Annotated in this window: 23 protein-coding genes and 1 pseudogene; 10 read left to right on the forward strand and 14 right to left on the reverse strand. The window is 61.2% G+C overall.

Annotation, left to right across the window (positions count from 1 at the left end):
- Window positions 1–15: 15 nt before the first annotated feature.
- On the reverse strand, window positions 16–816 hold the full coding sequence (locus QNM96_RS02490) for a shikimate dehydrogenase (RefSeq protein WP_283834427.1): 801 nt from the start codon (window positions 814–816) through the stop codon (window positions 16–18).
- A gap of 194 nt (window positions 817–1010) precedes the next feature.
- On the opposite strand from QNM96_RS02490, the gene QNM96_RS02495 reads away from it, so the two are divergent.
- The 3 genes from QNM96_RS02495 to ftsZ all read left to right on the forward strand — a co-directional run bounded on the left by QNM96_RS02495 (window position 1011) and on the right by ftsZ (window position 4709).
- Window positions 1011–1961: a calcium/sodium antiporter gene (locus QNM96_RS02495; RefSeq protein WP_283834428.1), complete on the forward strand. Its 951-nt coding sequence runs from the start codon at window positions 1011–1013 to the stop codon at window positions 1959–1961.
- An 84-nt stretch (window positions 1962–2045) separates the two neighbouring features.
- The gene (locus QNM96_RS02500) at window positions 2046–3407 is read left to right on the forward strand and encodes a D-aminoacyl-tRNA deacylase (RefSeq protein WP_283834429.1); all 1362 of its coding nucleotides are present in this window, start codon (window positions 2046–2048) and stop codon (window positions 3405–3407) included.
- 156 nt (window positions 3408–3563) lie between these two features.
- Complete coding sequence (gene ftsZ, locus QNM96_RS02505) at window positions 3564–4709, forward strand: cell division protein FtsZ (RefSeq protein ID WP_283834430.1); 1146 nt, start codon at window positions 3564–3566, stop codon at window positions 4707–4709.
- 100 nt (window positions 4710–4809) lie between these two features.
- Here the strand turns inward: ftsZ and QNM96_RS02510 are convergent, their stop codons facing one another.
- A complete protein-coding gene (locus QNM96_RS02510) occupies window positions 4810–5016 on the reverse strand; it encodes a hypothetical protein (protein ID WP_283834431.1) in 207 nt (68 codons plus the stop codon).
- Between the two features lie 310 nt (window positions 5017–5326).
- Between QNM96_RS02510 and QNM96_RS02515 the strand changes: the two genes are divergently transcribed.
- Window positions 5327–5917, forward strand: a complete 591-nt coding sequence (locus tag QNM96_RS02515) for a 50S ribosomal protein L15e (protein WP_283834432.1) — start codon at window positions 5327–5329, stop codon at window positions 5915–5917.
- A gap of 271 nt (window positions 5918–6188) precedes the next feature.
- Window positions 6189–6623, forward strand: a complete 435-nt coding sequence (locus QNM96_RS02520) for a universal stress protein (protein ID WP_283834433.1) — start codon at window positions 6189–6191, stop codon at window positions 6621–6623.
- Here the strand turns inward: QNM96_RS02520 and QNM96_RS02525 are convergent.
- Window positions 6616–6798, reverse strand: a complete 183-nt coding sequence (locus QNM96_RS02525) for a hypothetical protein (protein ID WP_283834434.1) — start codon at window positions 6796–6798, stop codon at window positions 6616–6618. The two genes, QNM96_RS02520 and QNM96_RS02525, sit on opposite strands and share 8 nt — an antisense overlap.
- 37 nt (window positions 6799–6835) lie before the next feature.
- Between QNM96_RS02525 and QNM96_RS02530 the strand changes: the two genes are divergently transcribed.
- A complete protein-coding gene (locus QNM96_RS02530) occupies window positions 6836–7264 on the forward strand; it encodes a low molecular weight phosphatase family protein (RefSeq protein WP_283834435.1) in 429 nt (142 codons plus the stop codon).
- Between the two features lie 62 nt (window positions 7265–7326).
- Here QNM96_RS02530 and glmS read toward each other — a convergent pair whose 3' ends face one another.
- From glmS to thrS, 3 genes are all read right to left on the reverse strand, one after another.
- Window positions 7327–7785: a methylaspartate mutase subunit S gene (glmS, locus tag QNM96_RS02535; RefSeq protein WP_283834436.1), complete on the reverse strand. Its 459-nt coding sequence runs from the start codon at window positions 7783–7785 to the stop codon at window positions 7327–7329.
- Between the two features lie 222 nt (window positions 7786–8007).
- Window positions 8008–8724 carry a phosphoribosyltransferase family protein gene (locus tag QNM96_RS02540; protein ID WP_283834437.1) on the reverse strand — a complete coding sequence of 239 codons (717 nt, stop codon included), beginning with the start codon at window positions 8722–8724 and terminating at the stop codon, window positions 8008–8010.
- Between the two features lie 99 nt (window positions 8725–8823).
- A complete protein-coding gene (thrS, locus tag QNM96_RS02545) occupies window positions 8824–10779 on the reverse strand; it encodes a threonine--tRNA ligase (protein ID WP_283834438.1) in 1956 nt (651 codons plus the stop codon).
- Window positions 10780–11110: 331 nt separating this feature from the next.
- On the opposite strand from thrS, the gene QNM96_RS02550 reads away from it, so the two are divergent.
- Window positions 11111–11404, forward strand: a complete 294-nt coding sequence (locus tag QNM96_RS02550; protein WP_283834439.1) for a hypothetical protein — start codon at window positions 11111–11113, stop codon at window positions 11402–11404.
- 97 nt (window positions 11405–11501) lie between these two features.
- Here the strand turns inward: QNM96_RS02550 and pyrE are convergent, their stop codons facing one another.
- The gene (gene pyrE, locus QNM96_RS02555; RefSeq protein ID WP_283834440.1) at window positions 11502–12026 is read right to left on the reverse strand and encodes an orotate phosphoribosyltransferase; all 525 of its coding nucleotides are present in this window, start codon (window positions 12024–12026) and stop codon (window positions 11502–11504) included.
- A 129-nt stretch (window positions 12027–12155) separates the two neighbouring features.
- On the opposite strand from pyrE, the gene QNM96_RS02560 reads away from it, so the two are divergent.
- On the forward strand, window positions 12156–13127 hold the full coding sequence (locus QNM96_RS02560) for an alpha/beta hydrolase (RefSeq protein ID WP_283834441.1): 972 nt from the start codon (window positions 12156–12158) through the stop codon (window positions 13125–13127).
- A 24-nt stretch (window positions 13128–13151) separates the two neighbouring features.
- Here the strand turns inward: QNM96_RS02560 and QNM96_RS02565 are convergent, their stop codons facing one another.
- Window positions 13152–13586 carry an ArsR family transcriptional regulator gene (locus QNM96_RS02565; protein WP_283834442.1) on the reverse strand — a complete coding sequence of 145 codons (435 nt, stop codon included), beginning with the start codon at window positions 13584–13586 and terminating at the stop codon, window positions 13152–13154.
- A gap of 203 nt (window positions 13587–13789) precedes the next feature.
- Between QNM96_RS02565 and QNM96_RS02570 the strand changes: the two genes are divergently transcribed.
- Window positions 13790–14419, forward strand: a complete 630-nt coding sequence (locus QNM96_RS02570; protein WP_283834443.1) for an aminopeptidase — start codon at window positions 13790–13792, stop codon at window positions 14417–14419.
- Window positions 14420–14473: 54 nt separating this feature from the next.
- Here the strand turns inward: QNM96_RS02570 and QNM96_RS02575 are convergent, their stop codons facing one another.
- From QNM96_RS02575 to QNM96_RS02585, 3 genes are all read right to left on the reverse strand, one after another.
- Complete coding sequence (locus tag QNM96_RS02575; RefSeq protein WP_283834444.1) at window positions 14474–15019, reverse strand: CDP-2,3-bis-(O-geranylgeranyl)-sn-glycerol synthase; 546 nt, start codon at window positions 15017–15019, stop codon at window positions 14474–14476.
- A gap of 70 nt (window positions 15020–15089) precedes the next feature.
- Window positions 15090–15296, reverse strand: a complete 207-nt coding sequence (locus tag QNM96_RS02580) for a hypothetical protein (protein WP_283834445.1) — start codon at window positions 15294–15296, stop codon at window positions 15090–15092.
- 13 nt (window positions 15297–15309) lie between these two features.
- Entirely contained in the window at window positions 15310–15657 is a 348-nt protein-coding gene (locus QNM96_RS02585; RefSeq protein ID WP_283834446.1) for a hypothetical protein, read from the reverse strand.
- A gap of 110 nt (window positions 15658–15767) precedes the next feature.
- Between QNM96_RS02585 and QNM96_RS02590 the strand changes: the two are divergent.
- A pseudogene (locus QNM96_RS02590) lies at window positions 15768–16430 on the forward strand (DUF502 domain-containing protein); the annotation flags it as partial.
- A gap of 284 nt (window positions 16431–16714) precedes the next feature.
- Here QNM96_RS02590 and QNM96_RS02595 read toward each other — a convergent pair.
- The 3 genes from QNM96_RS02595 to QNM96_RS02605 form a co-directional block, all read right to left on the reverse strand.
- On the reverse strand, window positions 16715–17644 hold the full coding sequence (locus QNM96_RS02595; protein WP_283834447.1) for a branched-chain amino acid transaminase: 930 nt from the start codon (window positions 17642–17644) through the stop codon (window positions 16715–16717).
- A gap of 127 nt (window positions 17645–17771) precedes the next feature.
- The gene (gene ribB, locus QNM96_RS02600; RefSeq protein WP_283834448.1) at window positions 17772–18467 is read right to left on the reverse strand and encodes a 3,4-dihydroxy-2-butanone-4-phosphate synthase; all 696 of its coding nucleotides are present in this window, start codon (window positions 18465–18467) and stop codon (window positions 17772–17774) included.
- Window positions 18467–19171 (reverse strand): CTP-dependent riboflavin kinase, encoded by a 705-nt coding sequence (locus QNM96_RS02605; RefSeq protein ID WP_283834449.1) that lies wholly within the window; start codon window positions 19169–19171, stop codon window positions 18467–18469. The genes ribB and QNM96_RS02605 overlap by 1 nt, the downstream gene beginning before the upstream one ends.
- Window positions 19172–19338: the final 167 nt, after the last annotated feature.

Here is a 19338-nt window from a genome sequence, read left to right on the forward strand (position 1 = left end):
AGACAGGAAAGGGACCTACAGACGGTGTCGGAGGGCCTCGTTCATCGTCTCGACGGGGGCATCCTCCCCGGTCCAGATCTCGAGCGCTTCGACCCCCTGGTAGAGGAGCATCCACGCCCCGTCAATCGTCGTCGCGCCGGCCGCCGCGGCGTCGCGGAGCAGTCTCGTCTCGAGCGGTCGGTAGACCGCGTCCATCACCGCGAGGTCGCCGTGGAGCGCCCCGGCGGGAATCGGCGTCTCGTCCGTCTCCATTCCGACGCTCGTCGCGTTGACCACGATATCGGCGTCGGCGAGTAACTCCTCGAGCGACTCGAGGCCGTGTCCCGTTGCGTCCGGGACGACCTCGGCGAGTTCGTGAGCCGTCGACTCAGTTCGATTCGCGATATCGACGGTCGCACCCGCGTCGGCGAGCCCGAACGCGATCGCACGCCCCGCGCCGCCGGCGCCGACGACAACGGCGGTTGAACCCTCGAGTGCAACGTTGTGATCGCGGAGTGCCCTGATCGCCCCGACCGCGTCGGTGTTGTGACCCGTCGGCGTCGGTCCGGAGAAGTCGATCGTGTTGACGGCTCCGATGCGCGTCGCGAGGTCGTCCGCGTCGACGACCTCGAGGACGTCCTGTTTGAACGGGATCGTGACGTTCATTCCCTCGATGCCGAGCGCATCCGCGCCGTCGACCGCGGCCTCGAGATCCTCCGGTTCTGGTTCGAAGGTAACGTATCGTCCCTCGAGGTCGAGTTCGTCGTACGCCGCTTCGTGCATCGGCGGCGAGAGCGAGTGGCCGATGGGGTTTCCGATGATTCCAAAGACGTGCATACCAACGCTCGTGACGGCGGGGATATAACCGGTGTGACTTCGGCAGCGTTTCGTCGCGCTTTCTTGGTTCGCACAATAGACGTTTCAGGGCTGGCGACCACCTGCCTGTGGTCGGCTCCTCGTCGTTGTTCTGGACAGCGGAGACAGCCTTCCATCCGGACAGCTTATACGCCGCTCTCGAGTATGCGAGGCCAATGCCCGTCGGCTCGGAATTCCTCGTTGCCATCGCTCTACTCGCGGCCGGTGTCGTTGTCCTCTACGCGGGTGCAGAGTTGCTCGTGGCCGGTGCAGGGCGGCTCGCGCTCGGGATCGGCCTCCGGGCGGCGACCGTGGGCGTCACCGTAATCGCCTTCGCGACGACCGCGCCCGAACTGTCCGTCGCGATGACCGGGGCGCTCGACGTTTCGACCGATATCGGTCTCGGAACTGTCCTCGGCTCGAATATCGCCAACATCGGACTCGTCCTGGGCGTTTCGGCGCTGATCCACCCATTGTCGATCAGCGAGGTGGCGATGAAGCGACACGTCCCGTTCATGGTGTTCGCCGCGTTTTTGCTCGTCACCATGGGCGTCGACGGCGTGATCGGTCGCCTCGAGGGAACGATCCTGCTCGCCGTGCTCGTCGGCTTTACCGCCTATCTCGTCTACTCGTCGAGAGCCGATCCGGCGCCGCTCGTCGACGATCCCGGCGCCGGAGACGGGATCGAGATCTCCGACGTCGCGTACGTTCTCGGCGGTCTGATCGCACTCGTCGTCGGTTCCCGATGGCTCGTCTCCGGCGGGACCGAACTCATGTCCGCGTTCGGGTTCTCGGATCTCGTCATCGGACTGACGGTGCTCGCGGTCGGGACGTCGCTTCCGGAGCTCGCCGCCTCCGTCGTCGGTGCGGTCCGCGGCGAAACGGAGTTCGCAATCGGAAACGTCGTCGGGTCGAATATCTATAACGTGCTGGCGGTCATCGGCCTTCTCGCCCTTATTACGCCGATTCGAGTCTCCGAGAGCACGCTCTTGTTCGAATTTCCGATTCTGGTCGTCTTTACCCTCGTTCTGGTCGCGATGATGGGATACGGACGACAACTCTCGAGGCTGGATGGAGCCGGTCTCGTCGTCGGGTACGCGGTGTTCGTCTACCTCCTACTCCCCTGAAAACCACCCACGATCTAGCCGAAGTCACGCGACACCACGACCGAAAGCGTCACGTATTCAATCGAGCCCGACCGATTCCGTGGCGTGATCGCTATCGTCGAAAGTCGGGCCGACCGCGCCTCGACTCACATCTGTTCGTTCCTCCTCGAGGAAGGGGACTGGGAGGCCAAGTCGGATGATTCGCGACCAGACGCCGACGGCGGCGGCACCTATTACCGCACCGAGGGGTTCGAACTGCGCTCGTTCGAGACGCGTCATCTGGATCTCGAGCGCCCCGTCGACGCGTTCGAGTGCGACCCCGATCTGCTGGTGTTCGCCTCGAAACACGCCGGCGACACGGGCGCGCTGTTGACCGCACACTTCACCGGCAACTTCGGGCCCGCAGAGTACGGCGGCGACGACTACGCGCTCGCGGAGACGTGTCCGAACGCCCACGCGAAACTCCTCGAGGCGTTCGACGAACACGCTCCGGAGGCCTACGACGTGGGGATGGAGTGTACGCACCACGGCCCAACCGATGTCGGCTGTCCCTCGCTGTTCGTAGAACTCGGTAGCGACGAACCGCAGTGGGAGGATCCCGACGGGGCTCGAGCCGTCGCCCGTTCAATTCTCGAGCTCGGAGATCCAGAAAGGCGCGACGTCACACCCCATCGCAAGCGACAGGTCGTGGGGTTTGGCGGCAACCACTACGTCCCGCGATACCAGCGGATCGTCGAGGAAACGCCGTGGGCGGTCGGCCACATCGCCTCGGAGTGGGCTCTCGAGGACATGGGAGACCCCGAACAGCACCGCGACGTAATCGATTCGGCCTTCGAAACTAGCGGAACCGAACTCGCGGTCGTCGAAGGAACATGGCCGAAACTCGAGAGCGTCATCGATGATTTGGGCTACGAAATCGCGAGTGAAACGTGGCTTCGGGAAGTCGGCGACCGGCCGATCGATCTCGTCCGCGCGATCGAGTCCGAACTCGTCCGCGTCGAGGAGGGAATCAGGTTCGGCGAGAAGCGAGTTGATCTCGAGGATGGCGAGGCGGCCGACGAGGCGTTCTCAGCGGTCCAGCTTCCGGCGGAGTTGATCGACACTGCGGAAGGAATCGACCCCGATCGGGTCCGCAAGAGCGTGGAGGCGAACACCATCGCGTTCACGACCGAGAACGGGGGCAGTCGAGTTGGATCGACCGCGGCGTTCACCTCGGAGACGGTTCCGCCGGCGCTGATCGAATCGCTCGCGAGCGTTCTCGAGGAAAAGTACGACCGAGTTCGACTCGAGGACGAAACCGTCGTTGCGGAGGAGCGAGCGTTCGATCCGGCACTCGCAGCCGAGGCGGGGGTTCCGGAGGGACCGAAGTTCGGCGCGCTCGCGAACGGGTCGTCGGTCACGGTCGACGGCAAAGCTATCAATCCTGAAGACGTTCGTACCGATCGGACAGAATACTTTCCCTTGTAAATTCATTCCAGCGACGGTAATATGTCCTTACAGCGCCCGTCAGGAAGCTTTTTCGCGATCAGCTGGCCGACACGTAAGAAGCGATTACTGCGTCAGACAGACGGCTGACGTGTAGGGGAAAGGTAATTATGCTCCATCGTTAAGTCAAGGGCAAGGATGGACTCTATAATCGACGATGCCATCGACGAGGCCGAGGAGGGGGAGCCTGAGCACCTCCCCGACGAGGCCGAAGCGGTCGACGGCAATACTTCGGGGACGATGACCGACGACGAATTACTCGACGTACTCGACGATCTCCAGACTGATATTACAGTCGTCGGCTGTGGCGGTGCTGGCGGAAACACCGTCAACCGGATGGGAGAAGAGGGAATTCACGGGGCGAAGCTGGTCGCGGCCAACACTGATGTCCAGCACCTCGTCGAAATCGAGGCCGATACGAAGATCCTGATGGGCGAACAGAAAACCGGCGGCCGCGGGGCAGGCTCACTCCCGCAGGTCGGCGAGGAGGCCGCCCTCGAGAGTCAACAGGACATCTACGACGCGATCGACGGCTCCGATATGGTGTTCGTCACCGCGGGACTCGGCGGTGGAACGGGGACCGGCTCGGCCCCCGTCGTCGCGAAAGCGGCTCGAGAATCCGGCGCGCTCACGATTTCGATCGTCACGACGCCGTTTACGGCCGAAGGCGAAGTTCGACGAACGAACGCCGAAGCGGGTCTCGAGCGACTTCGAGACGTTTCCGATACGGTCATCGTCGTTCCGAACGACCGCCTGCTCGATTCGGTCGGCAAACTGCCGGTCAAACAGGCGTTCAAGGTCAGCGACGAAGTGCTGATGCGCTCGGTCAAGGGTATCACCGAACTCATCACGAAACCCGGTCTCGTCAACCTGGACTTCGCCGACGTTCGCACCGTGATGGAACGGGGCGGCGTCGCAATGATCGGACTCGGCGAATCCGACTCCGAAGCGAAGGCCGAGGACTCGGTCAAAACTGCGCTCCGCTCTCCGCTTCTCGACGTCGACATTTCGGGCGCTAGCTCCGCGCTCGTCAACGTCACCGGTGGCAACGACATGTCCATCGAAGAGGCCGAAGGCGTCGTCGAAGAAATCTACGACCGCATCGACCCCGACGCACGGATCATCTGGGGGACCTCGATCGACGAGAGTCTCGAGGGCAGCATGCGAACCATGATCGTCGTAACAGGCGTCGAATCGCCCCAGATTTACGGCCAGCCCAACGGCGAATCCGTCCAGCCACAGGGTGCGAGTGCCGAGGAAGAAGATATCGACTTCGTCGACTGATTCTTCGAAAGCAGATTCGGTCTACTGCGTACTGTCAAGCCCGAGTAGCCGACCAGCTATGACCACGTTGTCACGATCTCAAGTCGGAGTGAAGCGGCCGTCAATCGTCGGCCGGATCGGCTTCGGCCCGGTCGTGATATTCCTCGAGGCGACGGGTGTATTCGGCTTTCATTACGTGAAACGTGAGAAGAAGCGGGAATAACAACAGAGGCCACATCCACGACGCCAGCACGAGGACGATCAGGGAGAACTGCACGGCAAAGAGCATGAGGAGGATGTCTTTTTGTCGCCGGGATTCGATCGTCATCTCATATTGTTTTTCACAGACATTTATGTATACTTCGGTGCCTCTGAGGAGCGGAAAGCGGCTCGAGGCGTGGAATAAAAGTTCGGGTCACGGATTACCGTCCGGGACGAGCTGATGCGTGTAACTCGAGCGCACGACTCGAGGCGCGACGCTTCGAAGCCCTTATACTCGCAAGTTGGATAGTTGCACGTGACTCGCTGGTCCGCGGGCGACAGCGGGCACCTGTTCGACTATCGTCACAGGTCGGGATGTGGAACGCACGAGATTGTCTCGATGAGTTCTGAACCAGGAAACGCCCGCAGATACACAAATGGCACGAAGCTTCTACTCCCACATCAAGGAGGCATGGAAGAACCCGGGCGACGGAAAGCTCGGTGAACTGCAGTGGCAGCGAAAACAGGACTGGCGCGACCAGGGCGCAATCGAGCGTATCGACCGCCCGACGCGACTGGACAAGGCGCGCGAACTCGGCTACAAGGCCAAACAGGGAATCGTCCTCACACGCGTCTCGGTCCGCAAGGGAACCGCTCGGAAACAGCGACACAAGGCGGGTCGACGAACGAAACGTCAGGGTGTCAACCGAATCGGTCGACGCAAGAACATCCAGCGGATGGGTGAAGAACGCGTCTCCCGAAAATACCCCAACATGCGGGTTCTCAACAGCTACTGGGTCGGAGAAGACGGCAGCCAGAAGTGGTTCGAAGTGATCCTCGTCGATCCGAACCACCCGGCCATCGAGAACGACGATGATCTCGGCTGGATCTGCAACGATAACCACACCAACCGCGCGTTCCGCGGCCTCACCAACGCGGGTAAATCGAACCGCGGACTCCACACCCGTGGAAAAGGCGCAGAGAATGTCCGTCCGTCGAACAACGGCGGTAGCACCGACGCGAAGTAAGCCGCCGATTTCTCGATTTTGAGACACTGCCGGCTGTACGTCGTTCACGATTCTCGTCGCCCCGAGGTACGAGAATCTTCACATAGTTACAGCCGACAGTATACCTCGTCTCGAGAGATTTCACTCTCGAGTGCCCGACACCACCCAACTGCCGCAGCGGTTCCACTCGAACCGTACCCCGACGCCGCGCGAGAGACATAGAGATACCGAGAAAGACAACCAGCCGGGAATCGGGCAGACACTTATTTTGTTCCCGACCGTATTTTCGCGTATGAGCAAACGCATTGTCGTCCCGGTTGACAACTCGGACCGTTCGACCGACGCACTCGAGTTCGCCGTCACCGAGTTCCCCGACGCCGACATTACGGCGTTAAACGTCCTCGACCCGGGAGACTTCTACGCGGCAACCGGCATGGAAGGCGGAGCGATGGCCAACTACGACCAGATCCAACAACACCACGAGAACCAGGCCGACCAGATCTTAAAAAACGCCAGCGAACTCGCCGCCGAACACGGGGTAGAGATCGACACGGACCGCGTCATTGGTGGTATCTCTCGCTCGATCGTCGATTACGTCGAGGAACACGAGGCCGATCAGATCATCGTCGGGAGCCACGGCCGGACCGGTGCGAGTCGGATTCTCCTGGGAAGCGTCGCCGAAACGGTTGCGCGCCGATCACCCGTTCCGGTGACGATCGTCAGGTAACCCCCGGTTCTCGAGCGGAAGTGATGGGATTCGAGCCGAACGTCGGCAACATGAAGAAGAATCTGGCGACGATCGCGCCCAGTTTCCCGGCGGAGGCCCACCCCACGAATATGATCTCGTCCGCCCCGCCCCGATCGACGGTCAGGACGACTACGTTTCGCACAATAGCAGTCATACGAACGGTTACGGTGGTCGACCCCCTGACGTCGATTATGTCCGCAGATCCAGTTCGAATCGGATTCGTCTGCGTCCAGAACGCCGGACGGAGTCAGATGGCGACCGCGTACGCGGAACGCGAGCGCGACCGGCGAAATCTCGAGGACGACATCGAGATCCGATCCGGCGGAACCCATCCGGCCGACTCCGTTCACGACATCGTTCTCGAGGCGATGGCCGAAGAGGGGATCGACCTCGCCCAGCGCGAGCCTCAAGAGATCTCCGAGGCGGAACTCGAGTCGTGTGCGTACGTCGCGACCATGGGCTGTTCGACGCTCGAGATCGACGCCGAAACGGACGTTCGAGATTGGGACCTAGCGGATCCTCACGGGCGAGCGCTCGAGGAAGTCCACGAGATTCGCGACGAGGTTCGAGGACGGGTCGAAGGGTTGTTCGACGAACTCGAGAAAGCCGAACTGCGGTAACGAATTGCTCAAAATTGATTGATAGGAGCGAGCGCCCAGTTACGTAATCGGTGCGTTAGACATTACACCGAAACGGTCTGGGTACGTTCGCGCTCGGACTCGGACTCCGGTGGCCGAATGTCGAGATCAGCGCGCAGCGCCTCGATCGCGTCTTCGGGATCCGTTTCGGAGTTGAAGACGCGGTCGAAGCCCATCCCACGGAACTTCTCTTGGGTTTCCTCGAAATCGTTCTGGCCGACCGAGAGATTGCCGCCGATGTAGGTCGTCACGTCCTCGAGGTCCGCGTCCGCGACTCGTTCGTGGAATCCCTGACAGTCCTGTTCGGCGTGGCCGTAAAGCGAAGAGACGAGTACAGCTTCGGCGTCGTGATCCGTGGCGGCGTCGACGAACTCCTGCTGGGAGCTCTGGACGCCGAGGTTGATGACGTCGAACCCTGCCGCGTTCAGCGCCTGCTCGAGGATCGTAATGCCGACGACGTGTGCGTCGGAGCCGATCACGCCGAGGATAACTGTCTTCGTCATTGTCGTACTTCGATGGTCAGCGGGGACGTACATAAACCTAATGATTCATCATGTTATATCCTCGCGCACAGCGATTTTTTGGCCTCAGCCGTCACTATCTGGAGAACGTTAACGAAAGATCAACGAAATCCCGAGAAGCGCCGCCGTTCGTCACAGACGGTTGGGAATGTCAAGTTTCGGTGGGCCGACTCGAGCGATCGCCCCGCTCCGATCCACCCACGATTACGCCTTCACGGTAGTGAGCGCATCGACGACCGAATCGGTCCGTCCGCGTGCCCGTTCGATACCGTCGTCGCCCGCCGCGATCAGCGCGAACACGCCGGCGACGTTCGCGTCCGCCGTTTCGACGATATCGAGGAGCAGTTCCTGCGTCTCGCCCGAGCGGATGAGGTCGTCGACGACCAGAACGGATTCACCCTCGCCGACCGAGGATTCCGGCAGATAGTAGGTGATCTCGATGCCGGAGTCGAGCCGCTCGCGGGCTTCGATGAACTCCTCGACTGCTGTCTCTTTTCGTTTTTTCGCGTACGCACACCGCGTTCCGTAGTAGCTCGCGAGCGCCGCCGCGAGCGTGATGCCGTCGGTTGCGGCCGTGAGAACGACGTCCGGCCGCTCGAAACCGAAACTGTCGGCGACGACGGGGGCCGCGAGGTTCAAAAACGGCTGATCGAAGACCACGCCGGAGTTATCGACGTATCCTTCGCCGTCGACCTGGATCCGCGCCTCGAGCTCCTCGGCGAGGGCCTCCTTCCCGAGATCCTCGACGACGGCCCGAGCGCGGTCGGTCCCCGGAAGCACGTGCCCGTTGACGTACCGGTTGAGGTCGCCCGCCGGAAGGCCGGTTTTGGCCTCGAGTTCGTCGTAGGTGCGGGTTTCCTTGAGCATGCACAACACGTCGACGGCGCGCAACTGGAGGGCTGCTTTCTCAGCTCTGTTCATATGGATATGCACGATTCCACAAATATGGATATTTCGAAAGAGCGAAGCGGAAGAATCAGCACGAAAGTGTAAACGAATGGGCGCGGCGATTCCGTCGAGTTACTCCTCGAGGAAGTCTGGCTCGGGTCGCTTCTCGTCGCGTTCTGCCTCGAGGTGCGCTCGGAACGCGTCGATTTCGACGTCGTACTCCTGGTCCTCGAATCGGTCCCGCACCGAAATCGTGCCGTCGTCTTCCTCGTTGTCACCGACGATGATCTGGTAGGGCACGCGGTCGTCGTGGGACGCGCGGATCTTTCGTTCGAGCGTCGAATCTCGGTTGTCGACCTCGACGCGGAACTCCTCGAACTCGTTGGCGACGCGATGAGCGTAGCCGAGGTTCGAATCCGAAATCGGGAGCACGCGGATCTGTTCGGGCGCGAGCCAGAACGGGAAGTTCCCCTCGTAGTGCTCGATGAGCATCATGAAGAAGCGCTCGTAGGAGCCATAGAGCGCGCGGTGGATCATGACCGGGCGGTGCTCTTCGTTGTCCTCGCCGACGTAGGAGAGGTCGAAGCGCTCGGGCATGTTGAAGTCGAGTTGGACCGTCGGGCCGTCCCAGTTGCGGCCGATAGCGTCCTCGAACGCGAAGTCGATCTTCGGCCCGTAGAACGCCCCGTCGCCCTCCTCGACGTCGTACTCGAGGTTGCGCTTCTCGAGCACCGATCGGAGTTGGGATTCGGCCTTCTCCCAGATTTCGTCGCTCCCGACGCTCTTCTCGGGTCGCGTCGCGAGTGCCATCTCGAACTCGAGGTCGAACGTCTCGAGGACGTCGGTGATCATGTTGATGATCGTCTCAACCTCGTGTTCGATCCCCTGGGGCTTGACGAACAGGTGACCGTCGTCGATGGTAAAGGCCCAGACTCGCGAGAGTCCGGAGAGTTCGCCCCGCTGTTCCTTCCGGTACACCTTCCCGTTTTCCGCGTACCGAACCGGCATGTCCCGGTAACTCCAGGAGTGGTCCTGGAAAATAGCGGCGTGACCGGGACAGTTCATCGGCTTCAGGCCGAACTCGTCGTCGCCGACGTCGAAGATGAACATGTCGTCCTCGTAGTTCTCGTAGTGACCCGAACGGTGCCAGAGGTCCGTCTTGAACACGTGAGGCGTCTCGACGTAATCGTAGCCCGCGTCCTCGTTCAGCTCCTCGACGAAGGACTCGAGTTCCCGGAGGACCGTCTTCCCCGGCGGGTGATACAGCGGGAGACCGGGACCCGTGACGTCCTGGATCGAGAAGAGATCCATCTCGTTGCCGATCTTTCGGTGGTCTCGCTCCTCGGCTTCCTCGAGGCGATTGAGGTAGTCCTCGAGGTCCGACTCGTCTTCGAATGCCGTGCCGTAGATCCGCGTCTGCATCGTGTTGTCCTCGTCGCCGCGCCAGTACGCGCCGGCGATCTCGAGGAGTTTCACGGCCCCGATTTCGCCCGTCGACTCGACGTGGGGGCCGGCACAGAGGTCCTCCCACTCGCCCTGACTGTAGAAGGTGACCTGCTCGCCCTCGGCGGCGAGTTCGGAGAGGAGCTCGAGTTTGTACGGCTCGTCGGCGAGTCGTTGCTCGGCGTCTTCGATCGAGACCTCCTCGCGTTCGATCTCGTAGTCTTCCTCGATGATCTCTTCCATCTCCGCCTCGATGGCCTCGAGATCCGATTCGTCGATATCGAGGCCATCGAAGTCGTAGTAGAAGCCGTCGTCCGTCGGCGGCCCGATAGCGAGCTTCGGGTCGTCGTAGTGGCGTTCGACTGCCTGTGCGAGGCAGTGAGCCGCCGAGTGGCGCATGACTCGCAGGGATTCGTCCGATCCCTCCGTGATGATCTCGAGTGCCGCGCCGTCGTAGGCGGGTGCTTCTTTTGCAACGAGGTCGCCGTCGAGTTTTCCGGCGACTGTATCCCGACCGAGTCCGGGGCCGATCTCGTAGGCGCAATCTTCGACCGTCGCGCCAGCGTCGACCTCGAGCTCCGATCCGTCGGGGAGGACGACGACGATCTGTTCCTGTGATTCTGCTTGTGAGTCTGGTTCTGACATGGCTGTGGCTGTGTCTTATGAGTAAGTGGTGGGACTCCGTCGAGAAGTCCAGTGGTGTCGCGCACGTGCCGTTCGTCGAACGACCGAATTCGAGACGACGAACGATAGGTGAGTGTTAAAAGCGGGCGAACGGCCCTGTAAAACGGACACCTACCATCGTGATTACGCGTAGTCTCGAGTAGGTTAAAAGCGTTGTGATGGTGAAGCGGCGAACGAGCCCTCGCAGGCGTCCGGAGAGCAGTTACAACGGCGGTCGTTCGCAGATCAACGACCGCTATCGGGGACCGGTGTAGACTGAACTGTTTTCAGGCCTCGAGCAGTTCGTACACCCATGGTGTTCGATCCGTTCCCGTTCGATGAAGACGACGAGGATTCGTTCCCGCTCGGGGACGAGTCGTCGTCGGACGACGCCGCGTTCGAGGAGGACATTCAGAAGATTCCTCGGGAACGGTTGATGACCTTCGTCTACATTCTGGTGCTCGTCCAGGCCGGCCTGCTGGCGGGAAGTCTCGGGTTGATGCTTCTGGCGATCCAAGGGCAGGTGCTCGTCGGCGGGGGCCTCGCCGTCGTCGGTATCCTCGCGTTCGCGCTCGCGGTGTACCGATATTACAGCCACAAAGAATGAACGGGACGACCGAGGAGTGAATTCGACATACCGGTATCGGGCGATCAGCTCCGTCGATCAGCGAGACGCAACCACGATCACCGGGATTCCAACACGGTCATCGGGACTCCAGCAACTCGCTCGCGGTCACGAGCGACTCCATCTCTACGCCCGCCTCTTCGACATTCTCTCGGCCACCCTCCTCGCGGTCGACGACTACGAGCGCCCGTTCGACCGTCGCCCCCGCATCCCGAAGCGCTTCGACGGCGTCGACGAGACTCGTTCCGGTCGTGACGATATCCTCGACGACGACGACTTCCTCCCCCTCCTCGAGTCGGCCTTCGACCAGATTCGCGGTTCCGTAGTCCTTTCGTTGCTTGCGCGCGATGACGTAGGGAACGCTCGCGGCGACGCTGGTCGCAGCGGCCAGCGGAACGCCCCCGAGCGCGACGCCGCCGAGTTTGTCGTCCTCGTCGAGTCGGTCTGCGAAGGCCTCGGCGATGGCCTCGAGACAGTCGGGATCGGTTTCGAAGAGGTACTTGTCGACGTAGTACTCGCTGGTTCCGCCGTGGGAGAGTTCGAACTCGCCGAACCGAACTGCATCGGCCGCGCTGAGCGACTCGATGAGGTCCTGATTGGTCATGCTCGAAGCAGTGACCCGAGACGAAATAAACGGTGTGGAACGCGGCCGCTCACATCGCCGAATCGGCGAGCGGAACGAGTGATTTCCGGCGGACGTAGCTTTTTATCCCGGAGCCAAGTATGTCGAACAATGGAAGCGTTCCGCGCCGACGAGCCCCACCCCGACGTACAGGCGTTTCTCGAGGTCTACGAATCGATCGACGCGCCGGACTTTAGCGACCTCTCGCCGAAGGCCGCTCGAGGACTCTTCGAGGACATGATCGATCGCGGCGACTCGCCGATCGAACTCGCGTCGATCGAGAACCGCAGTATCGACGGCCCCGACGGCGACCTCCCAATCAGAATCTACGAGCCAAGCGACGAGCCCGAATCCGATCGGCCGCTGCTCCTGTACTTCCACGGTGGCGGGTGGGTCATCGGCAGCATCGACACCCACGACGGAACCTGTCGAAAGCTCGCCGCGGAATCCGGCTATCCCGTCGTCAGCGTCGATTACCGACTCGCTCCGGAACACCCGTTTCCCGGCGGACTTCGGGACTGTTACGCCGCCCTCGAATGGGCCGCAGACGCCGCTCCCGACCTCGACGCAGACCCGACACGAATCGTCCTCGCGGGCGACAGCGCCGGCGGAAACCTCGCCGCGGGAACGGCCCTGTTCGCACGCGATCAGAACGGCCCCGACGTCGCCGCGCAACTGCTCGTCTACCCCGCGACGGGAGACATCACCGAGACTGACTCCTACGAGGAAAACGGCGACGGCTACTTCCTGACCGCAGACGAGATGACGTGGTTCGAGGACCACTACTTCGAGAACGAGATTCAACGGGGGAACGTCTACGCTGCACCGCGGCTCGCGGCCGATCTCTCGGGACTCCCGCCGGCGACGATCCTCACCGCCGGCTTCGATCCGCTTCGAGACGACGGCGCCGCCTACGCCGACAGACTCGAGGAGGCGGGCGTTCCCGTCACCTACCACAACTACGACGACATGATCCACGGCTTCTTCGGAATGACCGAGGAGCCGACGAACTTCGATCGGGCTCACGAAGCCCACGACGACGCGATCACGGATCTCCGCTCGAGGCTGGAGACGGGCGAATAAAAAGAGAGAACGCAGAAGGGCAGGTTACAGGTTCGGACGCGGCATCTCCTGCAGTTCTTCGATCTCCCCTGTCTTTTCGACGCGTTCGTACTGTCGTCGCCACGGGTCCCGCGGGAACAACCCATTTTCGTCGAACAGCTCGCGTGCGTCGTCCGTGATTCGGTAGAACTTGTAGGGGAATCCTCGAGTTCGTTCCCCCGCTTCGATCTCGAGCGCTTCGACGACGCCGACACTCTGAAGGGTTTTCAGGTGATTTCTGATGGCGTCTTTCTCGAGGCTCGGGTTCATGTAATCGAGTTCGTCGACGCTCGGAGCGCCCTTTGGATGGCCGATCACGTCGGCAATGAGATTCGCGCGGCTTTTGTCCGTGGCCTTCTGGAGCGCCTTCCACGTGTTGAACTCCGTCCCCGGCCCTACGTTCCCGCCACCGCCGTTGGGCTGCGTCGTTTGCGGGTGCATATCGACTACTACTGGTTCATCCGGCATAAACACTTGGTTGCTGAGACCGAGTGTTTCTCAAGTATTTCTCGAGTGATCCTTCAGTGTATACCAAGTGGCTCTCAATCATTTCTTAAGTAGATCTCGGATAATTCTCAAACAATACCCTAAATGCTCATCAAACTGATCGGAACATTGATTGATTCGTCGTTCGTTGTCGGCGTATGTCGAACCCTGATGACGCTTCACGGACGGACCCCAACAACGGCTATATCGACGGCGTTGATTCCGGTGAGTTAGCCGAGGCGGACGGAAACACGCTCTCTCTGACACCGGCCCAGCACGAACGGCTCAAAAACCGTCTCCACGGGGAACGGTTTGCGGACATCAGACGGGCCGATCAGCGGTACCTGGTGATCGGACGCGGTGGCGACGACGGCCCGGGAAAACGGCGACGGACAGTCTGTGCCCTTCTCGACGAGCGGCGCTCGGCGACCGCCTTCCGACTCGAGGATTTTGGCTTCACCGGCGAGGAAGTGGAACTGTGGGCCCCGGCGTTCGATATCCTCTCCGGGATGGCGACCCACGTCGTCGGCGTCCTCGAAGATTACGATGGCGGGCACGTCTGGGAGCTCGGATACCTCTATCACCATCAGTCTCACATCCGAGACGTTCTCTGGTTGCTAAAGCGCGTTTACGAAACGGAAGCGAAACGACGCGAACAGTACGATAACGGCATGGCCGCGTCCCATCTCGCCGCGCTCGAGGAAGCTGCCGGCGACCACGTTATTTCGTGGACGGTCCCTGAAGACCTTCCGGATGCAGTGAAAGAGATTCCCGCGACGCCCGAATAGTCCCGACAACTAGTGCCGAAAAGAGGAATCGGATGTCCGATCGTTCGCTCGAGGCTACCAGGGTTCGTTCTTCAGTCCCAGTTTGTACGCGATCATGTTCGTCGTCACGTGAAGCACCGGCGTGAGGACGACGACGACGAGAATAACGCCCAGGGTGAACCAGTCGAAGAACCACTCGGGTGCGAGCAACGCCGTCAGCGGCAGCGAGACGACGACGAAATCGAGCTGGTCGACGCCGGGGAACATCGCCCCGCGTTGTCGTCCCGTCCGCCGTTTCGCGAACGAGGCGAGGATGTCGCCGAGCATCGCACCGCCGGCGAGTCCGAGCGCGGCGAGCGGGGTGAACTCCGGCAGGTCGAATCCGACCGCACTGCTAACATCGGACGCAAAGAACGTCAGAATCCCCGCGAGTGCGATCCCGGCGATCACGCCGGCGGCCGTGCCGCGCCAAGATTTTCCGTCTCCTAAAACGCGTTTGTCGCCCCACGTCCGACCGCCGTCGATCGGCCGTCCGCCGCCGGCTAACACGGCGGCGTTGTTCGGAACGTAGGCGGGCAACATGACCCAGAACGCGATAGCAACTGTCTCGAGTATACCCATATTTCCCGGAAGGAACCAGCGTGTCTTAACCGCTGGTGATTCGTCTCGAGAAACGACGTTCACTTCGACGTCAATCTCCGCCGCCCATTCCGTGGAGTTCGCGACGGAGCGAGGCTGCGGAGATGCCGATGACTCCGCCAACGAGCGCGCCCGCGACGAACGTGTCCCACCCGCCCACCGCAGCGACACCCAGCCCGAACGCGAGCGGCGGGCCGAGCGCGAGCAAAACGAGTTCGATCGCGACGACCGTGGAATTCTTGGGTTCTGACTTCCCCATATCCGGGCTTCCCTCAGCTCCCGTCGCCGTATCGCTTGCGGAATCGGTTGCTCACGTGGGCGGGTAACGGACTCGAGTTCCGTCCCATCTTGCGGTGCATCCAATACTGAACGACAGTGGGTAACGCGGAAAGGATGACGATCGGCGTGAACACCTGTGCGTCTAGACTCCGCCCGCTGAGCAGCCACAACAGACACGCTGCGCCCGCAAGGCCGACGAGCCCCATCACGAGGGTATATAGAACGAAGAGACGCGGTGCCTCAGTGCGATCCCCGGAATCGTACAACCGTGTTTCGTACACGCCGACGATACCGGCGAGGAGAAAAAGACACGAAATAATCGCGACGAGTGCGCTGTACATACGAGATATGTGTCTGTTCGATAGCATAAGCGTTAGCTTTTCGCCGCTGTCGACTCCCCCTCGCTCGGCAAAGGGAAGGGCTCTTAATCCCCTAGTGTGAGCTTCACTACATGGCTTCGTGGAAACGGGACTTTGCGAGCGGGCTCATCGTTCTCGGCCCGATCCTCGTGACGCTCTATGTCATCTACTGGGTTTACGGACTTATCGCCGGGCTGGTTCCTGGTCTTATTCTCGAGCCGTCCGCCCTCGAGCCGCTGATTCCGGGCGACAGCGCGGAGGCCCAACAGACCCGCGAACAGCTCGCCCAGTTGCTTCGCGTCCTCGTCGTACTGACGGTGTTTACGATCTTGACGTTCTCCGTCGGCTACCTCATGCGAACCACCGTCGGCGGGCTGTTCGAGCGAATCGTCGACGATATCGCAAATCGGGTTCCGGTGATGCGGGTCGTCTACAACGCCTCGAAGATGGCCGCCGAAACTGCCTTCGGCGAACAGGAATCGCTACAGAAACCGGTCAAACTCGAGACGTGGGACGGACTTCGAATGACGGCGTTCAAGACCGGAAAGGAAACCGATGACGGTCGCATCGTGCTCTTTTTGCCGACTTCGCCGAACATCACGACGGGGTTCGTCATCGAAGTCGAGCCGGACCGTCTGACAGAACTCGATGAAGACGTTGAAGACGCGCTCACTCGAGTCTTGAGCGCCGGGTTCGGCGATGCGGAAAAGGATCGACGGATTGACGCGGGCGTCCCCATCGATGTCGTTGATGAACGGATGTCCGAAGTCAAAGAATCGGTCGACCAGCAAACCTCGGAGGTCAGAGAAACCGTCAGCGAACAGACCTCAGAGGTCAAGGGAACGGTGAGCGAACAGGCTTCGGAGGTCAAAGAAACCGTCAGCGAACAGGCTTCGGAAGTCAAAGATGCCGTCACCGACGAGCAAACGGAATCCGGTGATAGTGACGTCTCATCCCAGCGCAACGAGTGACCGAACCGGCGTCAGAATCCCGCCGGAGTTCTTAGAACGTAACGAACGAATGAACTGACAATAGCTACTTAGACGTAGTCGAACCACTCGTCGTACTCGTCGGTTCGGCGCTCGACCACTTCGAAGAACTTGGCCTGAAGCTCCTCGGTCACGGGACCGCGCGAACCGTTGCCGATAACGACGTTGTCGACTTTGCGGATCGGAGTCACCTCCGCGGCGGAGCCTGTAAAGAACAGTTCGTCCGCCGTGTTGAGCTCTCCTCGAGAGATCGAGACGTTGTCGTGGACGGTGTAGCCGAGATCTTCAGCGAGTGTGATCACCGTATCGCGTGTGATGCCGTCGAGAATCGACTCCGAAAGCCCGGGCGTGAAGATTTCGCCGTCTCGGACCATAAAGAGATTTTCGCCCGGCCCTTCGGCAACGGCCCCTTCTTTGTTGAGCACGATCGCTTCGGCATAACCATTGCGGCGGGCTTCCTCGCCAGCGAGCATACTGTTGACGTAGAGTCCCGTTGTCTTCGCGTTCGTCGGAATCTGACTCGAGGCGTGTTTTCGCCAGGAGGAGATCATCACTTCGATCCCGTTCTCGAGGGCGTCTTCGCCGAGGTACGCTCCCCACGGCCAGACGGCGATCGCAGTTCTGGTCGGGCAGTCTTCGGGGCTCACGCCCAGCGAGTTGTAGCCGTAGAACGCGATCGGTCGGATGTAACACGAGGGAAGTTCCTGTCGCTGGATGAGGTCGACGGTCGCTTCCGTGAGTTCTTCGCGCGTGTGGTCGATCTCCATCTCGTAGGGCTTACAGGACTGGTAGAGCCGCTCTAAGTGTTCGTCCCAGCGGAAAATAGCTGGCCCTTCTTCGGTATCATAACAGCGTGCTCCCTCGAAGACGCCACTGCCGTAGTGAAGTCCGTGTGTCAGCACGTGGATCTGTGCGTCGTCCCAGTCGACAAACTCGCCGTCCATCCAGATCGTGTCGACATCCATCTCGTCGAATCCCATACGCGGGCAGACGGAACCCTCCGTAATGAACGTTCGCGGTTTCGGTCGATATCTTCGGCCGAACGAATTCCGCGATCAGCGGTCAGAAGCCGACAGGTGAACCGAGATGGACGACGCGGCCGTCGAATCAGCCGAGTCGCTCGAGGACATCCCGGCCCTCGAGATACGCAAAGCCGTAGCGATGGGCGTACGCGCGGGCGTCAGCGGGTGTTAGTTCCGCACCCGTTTCGTCGTCGAGCATCTCACAGACGACGACTGCCGGTGGAAGCTCGGCGGCATCTGCAAGCGCCAGACCGAGTTCGGTGTGGCCTTCCCGTTGTGCAAGCAGGTCGGGGGCGGCTCTGAGGAGATGGACGTGTCCGGGGATGCGAAACTCCGTTGCGAAGTCGGTCGCCGACGGATCGTCGGCCGCCTCCCCGAGTGCGCGAATCGTCGTCGACCGATCGCTGTCCGTAATTCCCGTGTACGTCTCCCGATGATTGACGGTAAAGGAGAACGAGGCGCGTTCATCGTAACCCAGTTCGTGATCGGCCGCCGCCGGATGGTCGACCTCGTCGGTGTAAAACGGTAAGTCGAACGCGTCGGCAACGTCGTCAGAAAGTGCGACGCAGATGAGTCCGCCGGCATCGTTACGCATGCGGGAAACGGCGTCGGGAGTGACAGCGTCAGCGTGATAGATCAGATCCGTCTCGCCTTCCCGATCCGCTGCGTCGTGAACGAGAACCGGATCGCCCGACCGGAGCGACTCGAGTGCATGCCGAAACTCGCTTTCGCCGGTCGTCGCTTCCTGAGCCTCCGTTTCCGATCCCGTTTCCGTCCGCATTAGCGATCACCCACGTACACGGTCACGTGATCGTCGTCCTCGAGGCCGAGTTCCTCCCGAAGCGTATCGGGTGCGATGACCTCGAGCTGATCGTCGTCGTGGTGCGTTCGTTCGGGTGCGATCGTGTGGGCGTTTTCGTAGGTCTCGCCGTCGGCCGTCTCGACCGTCGCCGGATAGCAGACCGCTGGGCCGTAGGTTCGATCGTCGTCCTCCCAGCCGTCGATCGGAACCGGCTCGAGTGAAGACATCGCGCTTCGGCGGCGAACGCTATCTTCACGAAGGTCGACATTGAGCGTCCCCGGAAACGGATCGTAGCCGAGTCGCTCCTCGAACTGACGCTTGTATCCCGGGAGCGAGATGTAGTGACGACCCTCGCCCATCCCGCCGGTTATCGTTCCCTCGAGTTCGATCTCCGCACCCGTCTCGAAAACGCGACGGTAATCCTCGTACTCGGCTCGGAGCATTCCTTCGCCGCCGTCGGTGATCTCTACCCACTGGCCGTCGCTTACCGTCTCGCGCTCGAGGAGCCCGCCGCTCTCGAGTCGTTGCAACCGTCGCGAGGCAGTCTGATTCGATGCGCCGAGCCGATCGGAAAGTGCAGAACAGGATATCTTCACGTCGCCGGAGAGCCCACCCTCGAGGGCGAGAAGCTTGAGCACGGCGAGTTCGTCGTGCCCGACGGCGGACTCGGTTGTCAATGACATACCAGCGGCTTCGGTTGGGGGACGTATAAGCATACCGGATGTGGAACGCGTCCCAAAACTGTGATGGGGTTTGTCGACGTTTACTCGCAGTGCCTGATACTCGGCCACTGCAGGCAAAAAGTCACCGATGCGAGAAGGAACTGCTCGAGCGGGTCCCCGCTCCCTCG

Origin of the sequence: Halostagnicola sp. A-GB9-2 (assembly GCF_030068615.1) — an archaeon.
Taxonomy (GTDB): domain Archaea; phylum Halobacteriota; class Halobacteria; order Halobacteriales; family Natrialbaceae; genus Halostagnicola.